Source organism: Enterococcus villorum (assembly GCF_007990225.1).
In the GTDB taxonomy this organism is placed as follows: Bacteria; Bacillota; Bacilli; order Lactobacillales; family Enterococcaceae; genus Enterococcus_B; species Enterococcus_B villorum.
The window spans coordinates 12,115-29,307 of record NZ_BJWF01000019.1; the positions used below are offsets into that span (position 1 = coordinate 12,115).

General features: G+C 36.1%; 11 protein-coding genes. 6 read left to right on the top strand and 5 right to left on the bottom strand.

The features are described 5' to 3' along the window. Window positions 1-11: 11 nt before the first annotated feature. Both EVI01_RS08065 and EVI01_RS08070 read left to right on the top strand, forming a co-directional pair. On the top strand, window positions 12-1,724 hold the full coding sequence (locus tag EVI01_RS08065) for a putative glycosyltransferase family protein (RefSeq protein WP_174270060.1): 1,713 nt from the start codon (window positions 12-14) through the stop codon (window positions 1,722-1,724). A gap of 104 nt (window positions 1,725-1,828) precedes the next feature. After that, window positions 1,829-2,794, top strand: a complete 966-nt coding sequence (locus EVI01_RS08070; protein WP_010750559.1) for a hypothetical protein — start codon at window positions 1,829-1,831, stop codon at window positions 2,792-2,794. A 120-nt stretch (window positions 2,795-2,914) separates the two neighbouring features. On the opposite strand, the gene EVI01_RS08075 is transcribed toward EVI01_RS08070, so the two are convergent. Both EVI01_RS08075 and EVI01_RS08080 read right to left on the bottom strand, forming a co-directional pair. Further along, on the bottom strand, window positions 2,915-3,751 hold the full coding sequence (locus EVI01_RS08075; RefSeq protein WP_010750560.1) for an endonuclease/exonuclease/phosphatase family protein: 837 nt from the start codon (window positions 3,749-3,751) through the stop codon (window positions 2,915-2,917). A 288-nt stretch (window positions 3,752-4,039) separates the two neighbouring features. Next, window positions 4,040-6,199: a PTS transporter subunit IIBC gene (locus EVI01_RS08080; protein WP_010750561.1), complete on the bottom strand. Its 2,160-nt coding sequence runs from the start codon at window positions 6,197-6,199 to the stop codon at window positions 4,040-4,042. A 286-nt stretch (window positions 6,200-6,485) separates the two neighbouring features. Between EVI01_RS08080 and mdxK the strand changes: the two genes are divergently transcribed. The 4 genes from mdxK to EVI01_RS08100 all read left to right on the top strand — a co-directional run bounded on the left by mdxK (window position 6,486) and on the right by EVI01_RS08100 (window position 11,643). Beyond that, entirely contained in the window at window positions 6,486-8,780 is a 2,295-nt protein-coding gene (gene mdxK, locus EVI01_RS08085; protein ID WP_010750562.1) for a maltose phosphorylase MdxK, read from the top strand. Continuing rightward, the gene (pgmB, locus tag EVI01_RS08090) at window positions 8,773-9,438 is read left to right on the top strand and encodes a beta-phosphoglucomutase (protein WP_010750563.1); all 666 of its coding nucleotides are present in this window, start codon (window positions 8,773-8,775) and stop codon (window positions 9,436-9,438) included. Before mdxK ends, pgmB begins: the two co-directional genes overlap by 8 nt. After that, window positions 9,431-10,447 (top strand): aldose epimerase family protein, encoded by a 1,017-nt coding sequence (locus tag EVI01_RS08095; protein ID WP_010750564.1) that lies wholly within the window; start codon window positions 9,431-9,433, stop codon window positions 10,445-10,447. The genes pgmB and EVI01_RS08095 overlap by 8 nt, the downstream gene beginning before the upstream one ends. A 167-nt stretch (window positions 10,448-10,614) precedes the next feature. Next, window positions 10,615-11,643, top strand: a complete 1,029-nt coding sequence (locus EVI01_RS08100) for a LacI family DNA-binding transcriptional regulator (protein WP_010750565.1) — start codon at window positions 10,615-10,617, stop codon at window positions 11,641-11,643. 60 nt (window positions 11,644-11,703) lie between these two features. Here the strand turns inward: EVI01_RS08100 and nhaC are convergent, their stop codons facing one another. From nhaC to tdc, 3 genes are all read right to left on the bottom strand, one after another. After that, a complete protein-coding gene (gene nhaC, locus EVI01_RS08105; RefSeq protein WP_010750566.1) occupies window positions 11,704-13,080 on the bottom strand; it encodes a Na+/H+ antiporter NhaC in 1,377 nt (458 codons plus the stop codon). A 270-nt stretch (window positions 13,081-13,350) separates the two neighbouring features. Next, window positions 13,351-14,769 (bottom strand): tyrosine-tyramine antiporter, encoded by a 1,419-nt coding sequence (gene tyrP / locus EVI01_RS08110; protein WP_010750568.1) that lies wholly within the window; start codon window positions 14,767-14,769, stop codon window positions 13,351-13,353. A gap of 347 nt (window positions 14,770-15,116) precedes the next feature. Further along, entirely contained in the window at window positions 15,117-16,991 is a 1,875-nt protein-coding gene (tdc, locus tag EVI01_RS08115; RefSeq protein ID WP_010750569.1) for a tyrosine decarboxylase, read from the bottom strand. Window positions 16,992-17,193 lie beyond the last annotated feature (202 nt).

The window sequence follows — 17,193 nt, forward strand, 5'->3', positions numbered from 1 at the left end:
AGCAAAGCTTTATGATTAAATTAGTTAAATCACTAAAAGGAGTTCGACAATTGAAAAAATATATTCCTTATTTCATCATTTTGTTTTTTGCTATCTTATTTATTTTACCAAACATACTCACCCATAATTTAATTATTGGTGCTGATGCGCCCTTTCACTATAATCGGTTTTACGATACAGCTGAACAATTTGCCAACTGGGATTTTCATTACTTTCCTTCAATGTATGGGTTTCAACAAAGCGGGCGCATCGTCAATGCCGTTTACGGTCCCATATTTGCTTATTTCCAAGGACTGATTGTTTTAGTTTCAGGAAGTTGGTTTCATTATCAAATTTTATCTAATTTTATTCTTTTCTTGATTTCCGGCTGGTCAATGCTCACACTTTTAAAATACGTCAATGTAAAAAATTGGGTCAGTGTCCCGATCTCAGTTTTGTTTATGACCACCTATTCAATTCAATATTGGGCGGTCAATCAAGGGTTTACCAGTTGGGGAACTTGTTTTTACCCTCTGTGTATGATCCCTTTAGCTGATTTTGTCGTTCATAAAAAATTTCCGGTTCTGAAAGTAACTGCTTCAATTGCTTTAATGACCCAAATCCATTTACTGTCTTCGGTAATGCTCGTATTGATGTATATTCCTTTTTATTTGTATTATTTCTTTACTCAGACAGAAAAAGGTCAGGCAATCAAACAACTTTTCAAATCCATCCTACTTTATTTCATTCTCACGGCAAATATTTGGGCTGGTTTGGCTTTAATCTACAGCGGAAATAAGATTCTGCCACCTTTTGTTAATAAAGAAATGAGCCAAAAAGCAATTAATCTAGATGGTAGTTACTGGTTAACTTATCCTGAAATTTTCCCAATGATTTTATTGATTGGTCTCTTACTGTTTGTACTCTTGAGACGTCATTACGATATATTTACAAAGTTACTTTTACGTACAAGCCTTGTGTTCTTTCTACTTTCAACAAGTTTGATTCCTTGGACGACTTTGGTGGAAAAAAATGTTCCCTTTGTTCGTTTGATCCAATTTCCATTTCGTTTTTTTGTCCCATTTACCTTGCTCTTTTTATTGTTTCTAGCGCTAGCGCTAAACCAATGGGAAAAGAAAAAATGGTATCGTGCACTAAGTTTATTCTTTATCTTAGTTGCTTCTGTTCAAACGATCCAGAATCTCTATCAACATCTAGCTAAATGGAAAGATGAAACATTTGTTAGTCGTCATACGTATCTCTTTGATACCCCAGAAGAAGCAAGAAAAACGTTTTATAATCAAGATATGTCAATAAGTTTATTTGTCTTTCAAAAAACTACACCTGATTATTTACCGATCTACAAAGAAACAACAGCCAATAAATATGATCGCTACAATGAAGAAATTTTAGATGGGGAAACGACCTTTATGAAGACTCATCCAGGTGGTCGCTTAACGATCAAGTGGAAAAATACAGGAGAAGAGACCGTCCATTTACCAATCATTGTTTACGATCGAACCGTTTTGCTCCAGCATGGAAAGAAACTGAAGGATTATGAATTAACAGATATTGGTACACCAATTGTCAAGCAACACAACGGCATCAATGAAGTAACCCTCTATTATGACCTGCCACTTTACTTTTACTTTGTTTTCGCCTTGACTCTCATCAGTTGGCTCGCTTTATTTGGCTTATTTGTTAAAACTTATGTCAAAACACAGCGAATAAAATCAAGAAAGTAACTGAGAAAAATAATAAAAAACATTTTTTCTAAATTCTAGAAAAAATGTTTTTTTATTTCTTTTTTTTGAAATATAATTGGTTCTATAAAAAAGGAGGTATATATATGCCATATTCAATTGACAATAAAACACCGAAGATAAATAACCTGGCTGGAATCCATCCACCCTATTTTGCAGGCAATACTGACAAGTTACCGCTTTCTGCTATCATACAGAAAAATAACTATAAAGAGTCATCAATATTTCATTCAACAGATAATAAAAAAACAAGCTTTATCAATCACCTTCCTAAAGCTTATTCTGAAGCTGACAATAACAAATTACCGCTCTATGCTAACGTACAGAAGGATGATAATAAAGAGTCACCGATCTATGTTAACGTACAAAAAAATGACTATAAAGAGTCATCAATATCACTTTCAACAGATAATAATAAAACAAGCTTTATCAATCATCTTCCTAAAGCTTATTCTGAAGCTGACAATAACAAATTACCGCTCTATGCTAACGTACAGAAGAATGACGATAAAGAGCCAATCTATACTGAAATTATAGAAACGGAACTATATACATCTTATGGGTCACCAAATGCTTCTTTACTAAGCAAGTTGATAAAGTTTTTAGAAAATCCAAGAGCAAATCTACATCTAAAGCAAGAAATGATAGATGATATTCAAAGATTACATTCGTCTTTTATTAATCATACAAAAGATTCTCAAACGGATTCTTTTCGCTCAGCTATTAAGGAAGCCCCAAAAAAATTATTCGACATTGTAATCAATCTAAAAAATTACCCAGTTAGCCACAAAGAAAGACAAGATATAGTCTCTAAGTTTGAGAAATATTATGCTACCTTTCTGAATATTAATAATAGGATTATTAATAGGGTTATTAAGAGCATGGGGGAAAAAGTTCGCCCGATTGTTACTCAACCTCAGAAAGATGCGCCTCAACAGAGGAGCCATCAAAAAAAAATTAAAGAGATCAAGGCTTCCCAAAGTAGCAAAACAGTCCAGAGAAATGAACCCTTAAAAACATGCTTACCTGAATTTTGTTTTCCTTCACGCTAAGTTTGACATATGATACGTCCACAAATTTAACTTAAAGCACCCAGCACATAGAAAACATTCGCTCTACATAATAAAAGATGCCCAGAGTAAAGAAGGATTTGTTTACTCTGGGCATCTTTTTTATTTTTCTTTTTCATTAGTAATTATCTCTATTCCATAATGATCGCTAACAAGCGCTTCTGTTTTCCCATCAAAAATGTGACGGTATTCTTTTACTCTACTTTCTTTTGGCACATAAATATAATCAATTCTCAGCTCTTCTGTATTATTTTCCCAACCATCAATTTTCTTTTTAATGGTTCCTTCTCCAGATTTTTTTTGTGCAAGTTTATAGGAATCGATAATTTCAAGTGAACTCTGTGCAACTAATTGATAACCTATTTCGTCTGCTGGGTTATTAAAATCACCTAACAAAAATATAGGATTAGAGACATTAGATAAGTGTTCTTCTAGGCGTTGCCATTCAAATACAAAACCACTTTTTTCGTCTATCCACCAAGAAAAATGACAACTTGCTACAATTATTTCTTGCTCATCGACACACGTCTGTCCGATTAAAATGTTACGAGTATGATAGTCTTCTTTTTTGTTCGTTTCAGAAACACAGAAAGCTTGGCTGACCAAGGGGGACTTAGAAAGGAGCGCATTGCCTTCTTCATAAATGTCGTAGCCAATGTGACTCATCTCCCAACTCCAATAATAGGTTTTCCCTTGTTTTTCCAAAAGCTGGATCAAACAGTAAGCAAAATTGTCTTCACGAATTGGTGTCTGATCTTGTACTGAACAAAAATTCTGTAATTCGTAGTTGGCGATATTTTTAGAAGTAAGCGATTGATTGACTTCTTGTAAAGCCACTATATCGTAATCTTCCTGAGCGATTTTATCAGCAATCCGTTGTAATTTTTCATAGGGCGAAGTTTCTAGCCAACTATGGGTATTTAAAGTCATTACTTTCATCTTATGTTCTCCTTTGATTAACACACGAAATTGAAATGGAACAAACAGACAATGAGTTCATCTAAATGCATGAAAAATAATTTTGACTTGCTAAATGTACGATTGAAAATTTTCCAATACACTTACCTTTTACATGAACAATTTGTATATCCATTCTTTCAAATAAGCTCGAAAATCCAAAAACACCAGAAAATGTGTTCGAGTTTTCGAGCTTGTTTATCGTACGATGTCATCCTTTTAATTTATGAGGTAGAAAATAAATGGATGTTTTATTTCTTTTGCAATCAATCACAATTCTAAATTACCAATCACAAAACCTGCTTTGGCATTGCCTAAATGAGTGATCGTTAGTTCATTTACTTTATTATTAGTAAATACAACGATAACGGTCGGATCTTTGTCTTCTTTTTTGAGGCTGTCTAAATCTATTTGTGCAAGTTTCGTTCCTGCCTCTACGTTTTGACCTTCTGTGACAAAAATTTCAAAAGCTGGTTGTTTCAGCTGTACCGTGTCGATGCCCATGTGAATCAATACTTCTACACCTTCTTTTGTTTCTAAACCAATGGCATGTTTTGTTGGAAATACACTGATAATTTTTCCAGCTATTGGAGCGACTACTTCGCCCGTAACTGGTATAACAGCAAAACCGTCTCCCATCATTTTTTTAGAAAAGACAGGATCGTTTACTTTTGCTAAAGGAATCACTTCTCCTGTAGCTACTGCTTGTAGTTCTTTTTGTATACCTAGTGGTTGATTCCTATTTTCTGGTTCCGTCGTTGTTTCTTCTACTACTGGTTCAGGAATGTCTGCCCCAGATTGAAGCAAATCTTCAATATCAGATTTTAAGACATCCGCTTTTGGTCCGTAAACCGCTTGGACACCGTTATCTTTGACAATCAGCCCCATTGCGCCAGCACGTTTCCACGCTTCTTCTGTCCCTACTTTGTTACGATCCACTACACTGACGCGTAAACGAGTCATACAAGCATCGACCTCTTTAATATTTTCTTTTCCACCGAGTAAGTGAATGATTTTGACCACATGCTGATCCACCGCACCTACTTGTGGGGAAGAGGTTCCTTCACTATCATTGTCATAATTGCCATTACGTCCAGGAGTCGCAAAATTGAATTTCTTGATCATGAAATTGGCTAAAAAATAAGTCACTACACCGAATAAAATGACGCAAATAACAAAATTGATCAAATCACCACCAAGCCCTGCTTTGATTGCCAGTGGTGTTCTTGTTAATAACTCAATGTTTCCAAATGAATGAACACGTAAAGGTAAAATATCGGCCATAGCAAATGCTGCTCCTTGGATCACTGAATAAACAACGTAAAGTGGAACAGCAGCAAACATAAACATAAATTCTAAAGGTTCAGTCACACCCGTTAAGAAAACAGCTAAAGCTGCTGAGAAATACATCGATTTGTAACGTGCTTTTTTATCCATATCCACATTACGATACATCGCTAAAGCTAATCCCATCAAAATCCCAGATGAACCAATCATTTGGCCAACTTTAAAACGAGCAGGTGTCCAATTGGTTAATACAAATTGATAGTGAGACATGTCCCCTGCACCTTTTAAATTCACCAAATCTGTTGCCCACGCTAACCATAAAGGATCTTGTCCAAATACTTGCGTCCCAGCTTGTGCCCCAGATAAAATTTCATAAGTACCACCTAACTGTGTATAGTTAATTGGAATCGTCAACATATGATGTAGTCCAAACGGTAACAATAAGCGTTCCAACGTACCGTAAAGGAAAGGAGCTAAAACCGGCGCACTTTCTTGAGATTGTGCAATCCAAAGGCCAAAATTATTAATTCCTGCTTGCACATTTGGCCAAATAACCGCAAGTACTAGAGCAACCACTGTTGACCACAAAATCACAACAAAAGGCACGAAGCGTTTGCCATTGAAAAAAGATAACGCATCTGGCAATTTACGATAATTATAATATTTATTATAAGCCATTGCACCGACAAATCCGGCAATAATTCCAACAAACACACCCATATTTAAAGCAGGCGCTTCTAATACACTTGTAAAAAATCCTTTCACCATGATCTTTGTGCCAAACAGTGTATGTGTAAATGCTTCTTCATTTGCTAGCATCTCACTAGTTACACCAAAAATTGCCCCTGTGATCCGATTGATCAAAATAAATGAGATACCTGCGGCAAAAGCGCCTCCTGCTCGCTCTTTTGCCCAACTTCCTCCTATGGCTAAAGCAAACAAGAGATGCAAATTACCAATAATAGCCCAACCAATATTTTCAATTACCCCACCAGTTGTCACTAAAAATGCTAAGTTTGGATCAATCAGTGGAATAGATTTTCCGATACTGATCATTAAACCTGCAGCTGGCATGACTGCTACCACCACCATTAAAGCCTTTCCAAATTTTTGCCAAAATTCAAAATTAAACACTTTTTTCATATACGCTAACTCTCCTTTATGCAATCGGTTTCGTTGTTAGCTATTATATCCCTTGTTTCTTTTTTTGTAAATGGTTTATTTTACTTACTCAAAAATAAATTATTTTTATTACCATTTTCTGCAAGAAATTATAATACACCACCCCGCCAAGAAAGATCAGTTGTTTTTTCTACCAACTTCCTCCTTCACTTTATACTTGCTAATTCTTTCATTTATTTTTTATTGACTTATGCAATCGGTTGCGTTTATTATAAGCATATAAATGAAAACTTCTAGGAGGAACACCATGAAACAAATCAAACGCTTATTTCAGATTGATCCTTGGAAAATCAGTACCACAACTTTAGATAGAAAAAATCTCCGTTTACAAGAATCTTTAACAAGCATCGGCAACGGATATATGGGCATGCGTGGCAACTTTGAAGAAAGTTATTCTGGCGACCACCATCAAGGAACTTATTTAGCAGGCATATGGTACCCAGACAAAACACGTGTAGGTTGGTGGAAAAATGGCTACCCAGAATATTTTGGTAAAGTGATCAACGCAGTGAATTTTATTGCCATGGATGTTTATATCAATGAACAATTAATTGATCTAGCAACGATGGAACCGGAAGAATTTAATTGGGAATTAAATATGAAAAACGGTGTACTGAAAAGAAGCTTTATTGTAACAACAGCAACCAATAAAGTGCGTCTTTCTTTTGAACGCTTCTTAAGCATTGTAAAAAATGAGATGGCGTATATTCGTTTAAAAATAGAGATGTTAGAAGGAAATGGCAGTATCAAAATCATTTCTAAATTAGATAGTAATGTCCAAAACGAAGATAGTAACTACGATGAACATTTTTGGAACGAAATCGATCGAGGAACAATAAAAGAAACGAGCTATTTAACAACTAAAACGATCCCAAATAATTTTTCAATTGAGCAATTCACCGTCACTGCAGCTATGCGACATTTTGTCAACGAGCAATCCGTTCAACCCATATATCAAGACGAACCGTTGGCGATTCAAGGTCTATTCTCTTTTGACCTCCATGTGAATCAGTCCGTTACATTAGATAAAGAGGTACTTGTACTGACTAGTCGAGATATCCCAGAAGCTCAGCAAGCACAACAAGTTATAGACGAATTTCATCATTTACACACCCATCATCTTCAAGCGAAAGAAGAGCAAACGGCTGCTTGGGAGAAACGTTGGGCGCTAGCAGATGTTGTGATCGAAGGTGATGAAGAGGCTCAGCAAGGCATTCGATTTAACCTCTTCCAATTGTTTTCTACTTATTATGGAGAAGACGAACGCTTAAACATCGGACCAAAAGGATTTACAGGTGAAAAATATGGAGGTGCTACTTACTGGGATACAGAAGCCTATGCGGTTCCTTTGTATCTTGCTTTGGCAAAACCAGAAGTGACGAAAAATCTTCTGAAATATCGTCATAACCAATTGCCACAAGCTATCCATAACGCAAAACAGCAAGGGCTAAAAGGCGCACTATATCCGATGGTCACGTTTACTGGGGTGGAATGTCATAACGAATGGGAAATCACTTTTGAAGAAATTCATCGTAACGGTGCCATTGCTTATGCGATCTATAATTACACAAATTATACTGGTGATACGGAATATCTAAAAAAAGAAGGATTAGAAGTCTTAACAGAAATTGCTCGTTTTTGGGCAGATCGTGTTCATTTCTCAAAACGAAAAAATAAATTTATGATCCATGGTGTAACAGGACCGAATGAATACGAAAATAATATTAATAATAATTGGTATACCAACACAATTGCTTGTTGGGTATTAACTTATACACGAGAAAATTATTTAAAATTCCAAGCAGAAACATCGGTGATGATCAGGGAAGATGAACTGAAACATTGGCAAGAAATTGTGGAAAACATGTATTTCCCTGTAGACGAAGAACTAGGTATTTTTGTCCAACATGATACGTTTTTAGATAAAGAACTCTTACCTGTGTCCGCATTAAAAGCGGATGAACTACCATTAAATCAGCATTGGTCTTGGGATAAAATTTTACGCTCTTGCTTTATCAAACAAGCAGATGTTCTTCAAGGTATCTATTTCTTCAATGATTCGTTCACAAAAGAAGAAAAACAACGAAATTTTGATTTTTATGAGCCAATGACTGTTCACGAGTCTTCTCTTTCTCCAAGTATTCACGCAATTTTAGCTGCTGAATTAGGTATGGAAGATAAAGCGGTAGAAATGTATCAACGGACAGCTCGACTTGATTTAGATAATTATAACAACGATACGGAAGATGGGTTACACATCACTTCGATGACTGGTAGCTGGTTAGCCATCGTTCAAGGATTTGCTCAGATGAAAACCGATCATGAGCGTTTACGCTTTGCACCCTTTTTACCAAAAACATGGCGTGCTTATTCTTTCCATGTAAACTATCGCAATCGTTTGATCTTTGTTGCTGTATCAAGTGAGGAAGTTACCTTGTCTTTAGTTTCTGGCGAAGCATGTTCACTAGATGTTTACGAAAAATCTTACCTTTTAGAAAATCATTTAGAAATTCCTTTGCAAAAGGGGGCATTCGATGTTTAAAGGCGTATTATTCGATTTGGATGGCGTGATTACTGATACAGCAGAATTTCATTACCGTGCGTGGAAAAAATTAGGTCAAGAAATTGGAGTAACGATTGACCGAACATTTAACGAACATTTAAAAGGCATTAGTAGAGAAGATTCCTTGCAATTATTGCTTTCATATGGAAATAAAGAGCAGGATTTTTCAAAAAAACAATTCCAAGAGTTAGCCAAAAGAAAAAATGATTACTATCTTGAAATGATCCAAACAATTACACCTGAAGATGTCTTTCCAGGTATCTTGTCATTGCTTAAAGAGTTAAAAACAGCTGACATTAAAATTTCACTTGCTTCCGCGAGTAAGAATGGTCCATTTCTTTTATCAAAGATGGCTTTAACGCCATACTTTGATGCCATCGCTGACCCTACCAAGGTAAAAATGGGAAAACCTGCACCTGATATTTTTTTATTGGCAGCTAAAGAAATCGGTTTAACACCACACGAATGTATTGGGATTGAGGATGCAAAAGCTGGCATAAAAGCCATCATCACAAGCGGGGCATTTCCTATCGGTGTCGGACGTGCAGAAGATCTTGGGGAGGATATTCCAGTCGTATCTGACACAACTTGGCTTACAAAGAACTATTTAGAAACCGAGTGGCAAAAACATGCCTGAACCATCCATCTCCGTTACCCCTATCCCCAAAACTAGATTAAAAAAAATCACATTGAAGAACGACAGTTTAACGGTCGTTCTTCTCAATTATGGTGCAAGGCTTCATCAAATTCTAGCGCCGGATAAAGAGGGACATTTTGAAAATGTGTTGTTAACTTATGACAATTTCTCCGATGTATTAACTGACCAAAGCTATTTTGGCGCAATCGTGGGTCCAGTTGCTGGACGAATTAAACATGGTTCTTGGGCAAACCATCAACTAGAAAAAAATGAAGGCAATCATCATATACACGGTGGTTCAAACGGATGGTCTTTTCAATACTGGAAAGTGGAAGTTTTTAAAACACCCACCTCAATTGGTGTTGTCTTTTACTTGCAGGATACTTTTTCTGACTATCCTGGTCCCATAACCGCCACAGTTACGTACCAATTAACTAAGAATAAATTAGAGATGATCATAAAAACAAGTAGCTTAACAGAAACCATTTGTAATCCTACCAATCATGCCTACTTCAATCTTTCAGGAAATGGCAAACGAGATATTGATGAACATGAATTAGCCATTCAAACAGAAGGAACGCTAGAGTTAGACCATGAAAAAATCCCGACTGGTGCGCTGATTGCTACGACATCTCTACCTATTCATTTCAAACATCCTCATTCATTAAAAGAGATTTTAGCAGTTTATCCAAACGGGTTAGATGACGTTTTTGTCTTAAATGTCCCTAAGCGCAACAAAAAAATCCTGACCTTATCAGAAAAAAAAGCCGGACGCCAGTTGTCTATAGCAACGACGAATAAAAGTGTGGTATTATTTTCTACGACTGGGTTTGAAGCTGATTTTTTAATCAATGGTCAAAAAATGCATTCAAATTACGGATTGGCCATTGAACCACAAGAATTTCCTGATGCTGTCCATTTCCCAGAATTTGGTTCAATCACATTGTACCCAGGACAAGAAAAAATCAGTTATACCTCTTACCAATTCAATGTCTTAAAAGAAGAATGAGGCTAAAAAGTATTGCCAGTTGCTTTTAAATAATACAAATGATTAATCACTACTTCATAGTTGTCTGGAATTTTTTTCACCAGTTAGGACTAACTAAAAGACGAAACATGCACTCGGCAAAAGGGTTCCTCATTTTTTAGAATTTCAAGAAGAAAGGTGGCATGTTTATGGCGATCACAGTGAAAGATGTGGCAAAAAAAGCAGGAGTTGCTACCTCTACTGTTTCACGTGTTATCAATGATCATCCGAGCATATCAGAAACAACCAAAAAGAAAGTACGCAAAGTTATGGATGAGCTTGGCTATGTCCCAAATATCACTGCTAGAAATCTCGGAAAAAGAGTTTCAAATGCAATTGGTGTCATTTTACCCCCCCTTGATTCTAAAGAACGCATTGGCAATCCTTTTTATCTCGAAATTATGGAAGCCATCAACGAGGAAGCAAGGCATTACGACTTAACCACTGCAATAGCAACCGCCAAAAGCTTCGATGTCTTATTAGAAAACGTGCAGAGAATGCACTTACAAAAGCAAGTTGATGGATTTATTCTACTTTATTCCGATAGTGAGGATCCTGTGATTGAGTACCTTTATCAAAATGAGATTCCCTTCACCTTAATTGGACAACCATACCAACATGAAAATGAAATCATCTACGTTGATAATGATAACCAACTCTTAGGGAAACAAGCAACCGATTTTCTGATTCAAAACGGACATAAACATATCCTCTTCGTGACCAACACGACACATGAAAGTCTTTATTATGAACGTTACTTCGGTTATCAAAAAGCAATGATGTTAGCCAATTACTCGGTTCATCCTAGTTTAGTAATTGAGCAACCTGAAGATTATTTAACATTTGATTCTATTTTAAAGAAGACACATGCAACAGCCCTCGTCGTTATTGATGATATTTTTGCTCTACGAACAATCCAACTCGCACAGATGTATGGTTATGAAGTTCCTGAAACCTTATCAATCATTAGCTTCAATAACTCCATTTTTGCTACGTTGACTCACCCTTATTTAACGAGTATCGATATTGATATTTCTGAATTAGGACGTGTGGCGATGCAAAAATTACAGGAATTGATCCACGATGAGATCAGCACCGGGGTTCGTTTAGTTATCCCACACCAACTGATAAAAAGAGAAACCGTCGTACCATTCACACCAACAGAAAAGACAAAATAAAAAAGAAACCGAAAAATCCCAGAATAGGCGAACCCTATCTCCGGATTTTTCGATTCTTTTTTAGTTAAGTACCTTTTTCTTTTGTTTTTGATTCAACCAAAAACCACTTAAAATGGTAAAAATCGGTGCGAAGATCGAAAAGAAAGCAAATGGTAAATATTGTAAAGCACTGACCTTCATCGTGCCCATAATAAAGGTGCCACTCACTCCCCAAGGAATCAATGAATTAACTGTTGCCCCAGCATCGGCGAGCGTTCGAGTTAAATACTTTTTATCTAAATCAACTTGCTCAAATGAACGCTTAAACGTTTCTCCTGGTAAAATCATCGACAAATATTGTTCTCCCACTATCAAATTAATCCCTATACAGCTAAGGGCAGTAAAACCAATCAAGCGAGAAGGACGATCCATTTTCTCTCGCAATCCTTGGACGATGGTTTCAACGATCGTGTACTTGATCAACAACCCACCTAATGCTAATGCTAGTAAAATTAGGCTGGCTGAACCAAGCATACTCGTAATTCCCCCTCTTGAAAGTAGTTCATTGATTTTAGGATCGGCTGTGTGGGCCACATATCCATTCATCAAAATATTAGCCACCTTTGCAATTGTCAACTGGGGTTGATGAACAAAAGAAAGAATGATCGCCACAGCGGAACCCGTTAAGAGAGTAGGAATCGCTGGAATTTTTTTGATTGCTCCACCAAACAAGATGACTAACGGAATCAGTGTCCATGGCGAAATCCAAAAGCCAGCTTTCATATTTTGGATCATCTCAGTAATCGCATGTAGGTCTGCTGTGTGACTACGGTGACCAAGGAAAATATAAAAGACCATAGCAATCAAAAAAGCTGGTAAATCCGTATACCTCATTTGTGCAATATGTTCAAATAAATTAACCTCACCGATTCCAGCAGCTAAATTCGTCGTATCAGACAATGGCGAACAATTATTTCCAAGAAATGCGCCAGAAACGACTGCACCAGTTGTCATAGCATCATCAAATCCTAAGATATGACCGATACCTAAAAAAGCAATACCAATTGTTGAAATTGTTGTAAATGAACTACCGACAGTAATACCTACAATTGTACACACCAAAAAAGCAGTTGGTAGAAAAAATCTTACAGATATCAATTGAAACCCATAAACCATAATTGTAGGTATCGTTCCTGATAAAATCCATGAAGCAACTAAAACACCAATTAAAAGAAAAATCAAAATGGGAATGATTCCTGGCGTAATTCCCTTGACGACGCCATCATGAATCTCATCCCATGAAAATTTTCTAAATCTACCATAAAATAATAAACACATAAAAGCCGCAAGTATTGGGATATGAGGAGATAATTGAAAACCAATAATCAATACACCTAATATAGCCAACAATACGACTAGAACAGCCATACTTTCTTTAAGCGATATTTTTTTATCCATCGTATCGTCTCCTATTTTTCACAAAAAAAGCCCTACCTAAAAAATTCTAACTTTTGGTAGGACAAATTGTCATTGGGACATTTTTTAAGGTGGGTAAGAAAATTTTTTTACCCCTTTTTTTCTAAATATTTTTAATTCCTTTTTAACAATGAATTTATTTTGCGTATACTTAAGTAATTTATTTTTGAAAAGGAATTTTAGTAAAAGGGACATAACCATCGTCATCTCCCTTTTACATTTTTTATTTTAAGCTACTAACCTGCTCTTATATTATTCTTCTATACTCTTTTCTACTTCTGCTCCCCATGAATCCTTTTTCAAACGATTGATAATCAAAGGAATCACAAACATGACAATCGTAATTACCGCCACTAATAAAGCATCAGTAAGTGTTGAAGTACCTAACGTAGAAAAGACGACTGCAACAATAGAAAAAATCAACATGCAGCTAACAACCCAAGCCAGACCATTGCCTTTTTTACCAATACGATAAGGACGTTCTAAATCTGGATGGTTTTTTCGCATTTTGATTAATGAAACAGCAATCAAAATATAAACAATACAATAAATAACAGTAGTAGCATTTGTTAATGTCAAGAATACAGCACTAACATCGTCCATTACTCCGTAAAGTAACGCAAACAATGAAATAACAATTGATTGTGTTAAAACAACGTTTCTAGAAACGCCATATTCATTTTCTTTATGGAATCCAAATTTTGGTGGCAAGAAACCTTCACGTGCCACTTGGATAATCGTTTTAGATGGTCCAGTGACCCAAGCAGATAATTGTAATAGCACTCCGATAAATACCATGAAACTAAAAATATTCCCAATAATTGTTGGTAATCCAAGAATTTCACAGTAAATCAAGATGGGCTGAGTAATATTTGCTAATTCCATTTTCCCATCTGGGACCACATTAGCAACCAACATCGCATTGATCACATTTAATAAAACTAAACCGATTAAAGCGATAAATACACCTTTTGTATAGTTCTTCGTTGCATCTTTCAAACGAGGCATATAAACAGAACTCATTTCGATACCAACAAAGATAAATGTAATACCTGCAAGATATTTCAAGGATTCACTATGTTCTAGATCAGGAAAAGCTTTTGACCAACTAAAATCACCTAAATAGCCGTTTGATACCAAACCTACTTTAAAGGCAGCCAATAAACCTAATACAAACATGATCACAACAGGAATATAGACCCCCAACCAGACGCCGATGTTTCCACCAACTTTGGCCATATCAAATTTTAAATTCAAAATAGTAATGATCCAATAAATGACTAAAATACAACCTAATACAAATAAATGATTATTGCCTAATTCGATTTGACCGAATGTGTTTCCTAGTAATGGTCCTAATGTGGATGCTACCATTACCATTCCTGGAAACATTTGCACCCAAAGTAACCAGGCAACCACAAACCCCCATTTACTTCCTAAAGCTGTTTTCACCCATAATTGAGGTCCACCTTCTTGAGGAAGCATCGTAGAAAGCTCGCCAGAAACCATTGAAATTGGTCCAGCAAAAAACAGTACAGCAAAGATTGAATAAAAAATCAATGTCCACCCAACGGCTGCTAAAGTTGGGATACTCCGAACTGTCGCACACAAAGCCATCGTCAGACCGACAAAGGTTCCAAGACCCATTTTACTTGCTTGAGATTTACTCACGATTGACACGCTCCTTGTCTTTTTAAATAAAAAACGTTGTCTTCAAAGTAATCGCAAGTTATAACAGCAAAAGCAAAGAGGTTGCTTATTGCCAACTTTTAAAGTAAAAACAATGTTTCATGACTAGATTTTATATTTCGCTAAAAAGAAAAATATAAAATAACCTCTTGCTCGTTCTACCTAATCCATTCATTAACCCCTTTTGACAAGGATGTAAAAAGAACGCAAAGCTAAGTCACAACCTCGGCTGTTTTGAATTGATCACTTGCTTTTTTTCAAAGACAACCACAAAAGAAAAGACATCTAATTCCGTATTTTCATACGGAATTAGTATGACTTTTATTTGATTATTTTGCTTCGCTTGTTAATAATTGATTGGCGTAGATTTTTTCTAATTTTTCTTGAAGAGCTGCTTTGATTTTCTCAGCGTACGCTTCAAAGTTTTCTTCTTTGTTCATATATGGTGTCATTACACTGGCACGTAAAACTGTTACTTTTCCTGCACGTTGCCATTCTTCATCTGAGAAACCTAATTGGTTCACAAATTGTAATGGGCTGTTTCCGTAATCAGGAATAGCAAAATCAGTATGAGAAGTTAAAAATTCATTGCCATAAATGCTTCCTTTTACATAAGAAGAATAGTCATAGACATCATGATTCAATTGATTCATTGCTACTAGATCATCATTGCCTTTTTCTTTAAATACGTAGTCTACCATATTAAAATCTGGGTAAGTTAGTGGATGTACTTCGATTTCTTTGTCACCAACTTTGAATGATAAACTTTGTAAGAAATTATAGAAGCGATGTGCTCCTTCGATTGAAGCACCCATCAATTTACCATATCCAGTAACATTTAATGGCAAGACATGGTGTGCAGCCCAAACACTAGCAGCTGTTGCTCCTGCCTTTGACCCTTCCAAAATATAAGCACCAAGTAGCGCTGGAATATCTGCGCCTTTTTCAAATACATAAGTAGCAAAATAAGAGATTACGTCTCTCATGCGTACATCTTTGATCACGATACCACCAGCTGAATAAGGAACATACCCCATTTTATGTGGATCAATTGTGACAGATTCTGCTTCTTCAATTGCTTTATACGCACTATGCACTTCTTCTAAAATATAAATTTTATTTTCAGTAAAGACATTATTTTTTGCGTGAACGTCTTTTAATTCTTCAAAAGGAATAAAGTTGTTGTCCTCGTCTAAGAAAATCGCACGACCATAACCACCATAAGCCGCATCTACGTGTAAGTAGAAGTAAATGCCGTCTTTTTCTAATACACGACGTAAGGCAACAATTTTATCAATCCCATCAATTGCACCTTCTTCAGTTGAGCCAACAACACCGACTACACCTAAAATTGGTGTTTTTTCAGCTGCTAAACCAAGCACGATTTTTTCAAGTTCATTGATGTCCATGCGATAATTGTGATCGACTGGTACAGGAATGACTTGGTCTAATCCAATACCAATGATGTCAGCAGCTTTTAACCATGAATAGTGTTTTGTTTGTGGCACTAACCATTTCCCTAATTTTTCTAAATGTTTTCCGCTACGTGCAGAATGTGCTTTGATGTCATCGATTTTTTCTGGCACACGATCTAACAAATTCATGATTTCTTCGGTCGTCATGTTCATTAATTCCCAATCGCTTTTACCTGCAACTAATTCAGGCACAACTTCTTGCATCGCAAGAGGTAACGATTTGATATTACGTGCATACCAAAGTCCTTCAAGATTTGCTAAAGAGCCATCAGCTACAATGTGTCCCCAGCCATCTTTATAACTCATCAATTTTGCAAATTCCAAACCTACTTCTTCTTCCATTTGACTTGTTGCTGGAGAAGATTCATAAGCAACGTTATTCCCATTCCATAACATAGCAAAATTATAAGCTAGTAAAGATGGCATTAATGTTTCAGAATTCATATGCCCCCAGTACCGTCCGGCTGTATGCCATGGCACTGAGTGTGTACGCATACGTGCTGAAATCTCTGATAAAACGTCTTTCGTTTTATTCACCGTATGTTCAAAACTTGCACTCTTTTGTTCTTCTGGCGTAATAACAGGCATGTCTTGAGGCATGTAGTTTTGTCGCCAACCTAAATGTTCATCAACTAAATCGTTCAACAAAGTTTTATAGAGTTGGCCGTTCTCTGCTTTGTCACCGATAAATAGTGCATTTAGGTTCAATTCATTTGACAATGATTCCATGTGAAGCCCTCCTAAAAAAAGATTTAAATTTTGTCGAGCCCTACATTACACCTGTTTTTTAATTCTGTAAACTTCCTCACAATCATTTTTTTAATCTTTTTGTAATAATCTTCAATTGTCCGAATTGTTCACACATTTAGAAAAATTTAAAAAACGAGGGAATTTACAAATGTAAATTCCCTCGCAAAGTTTGTATTAACGA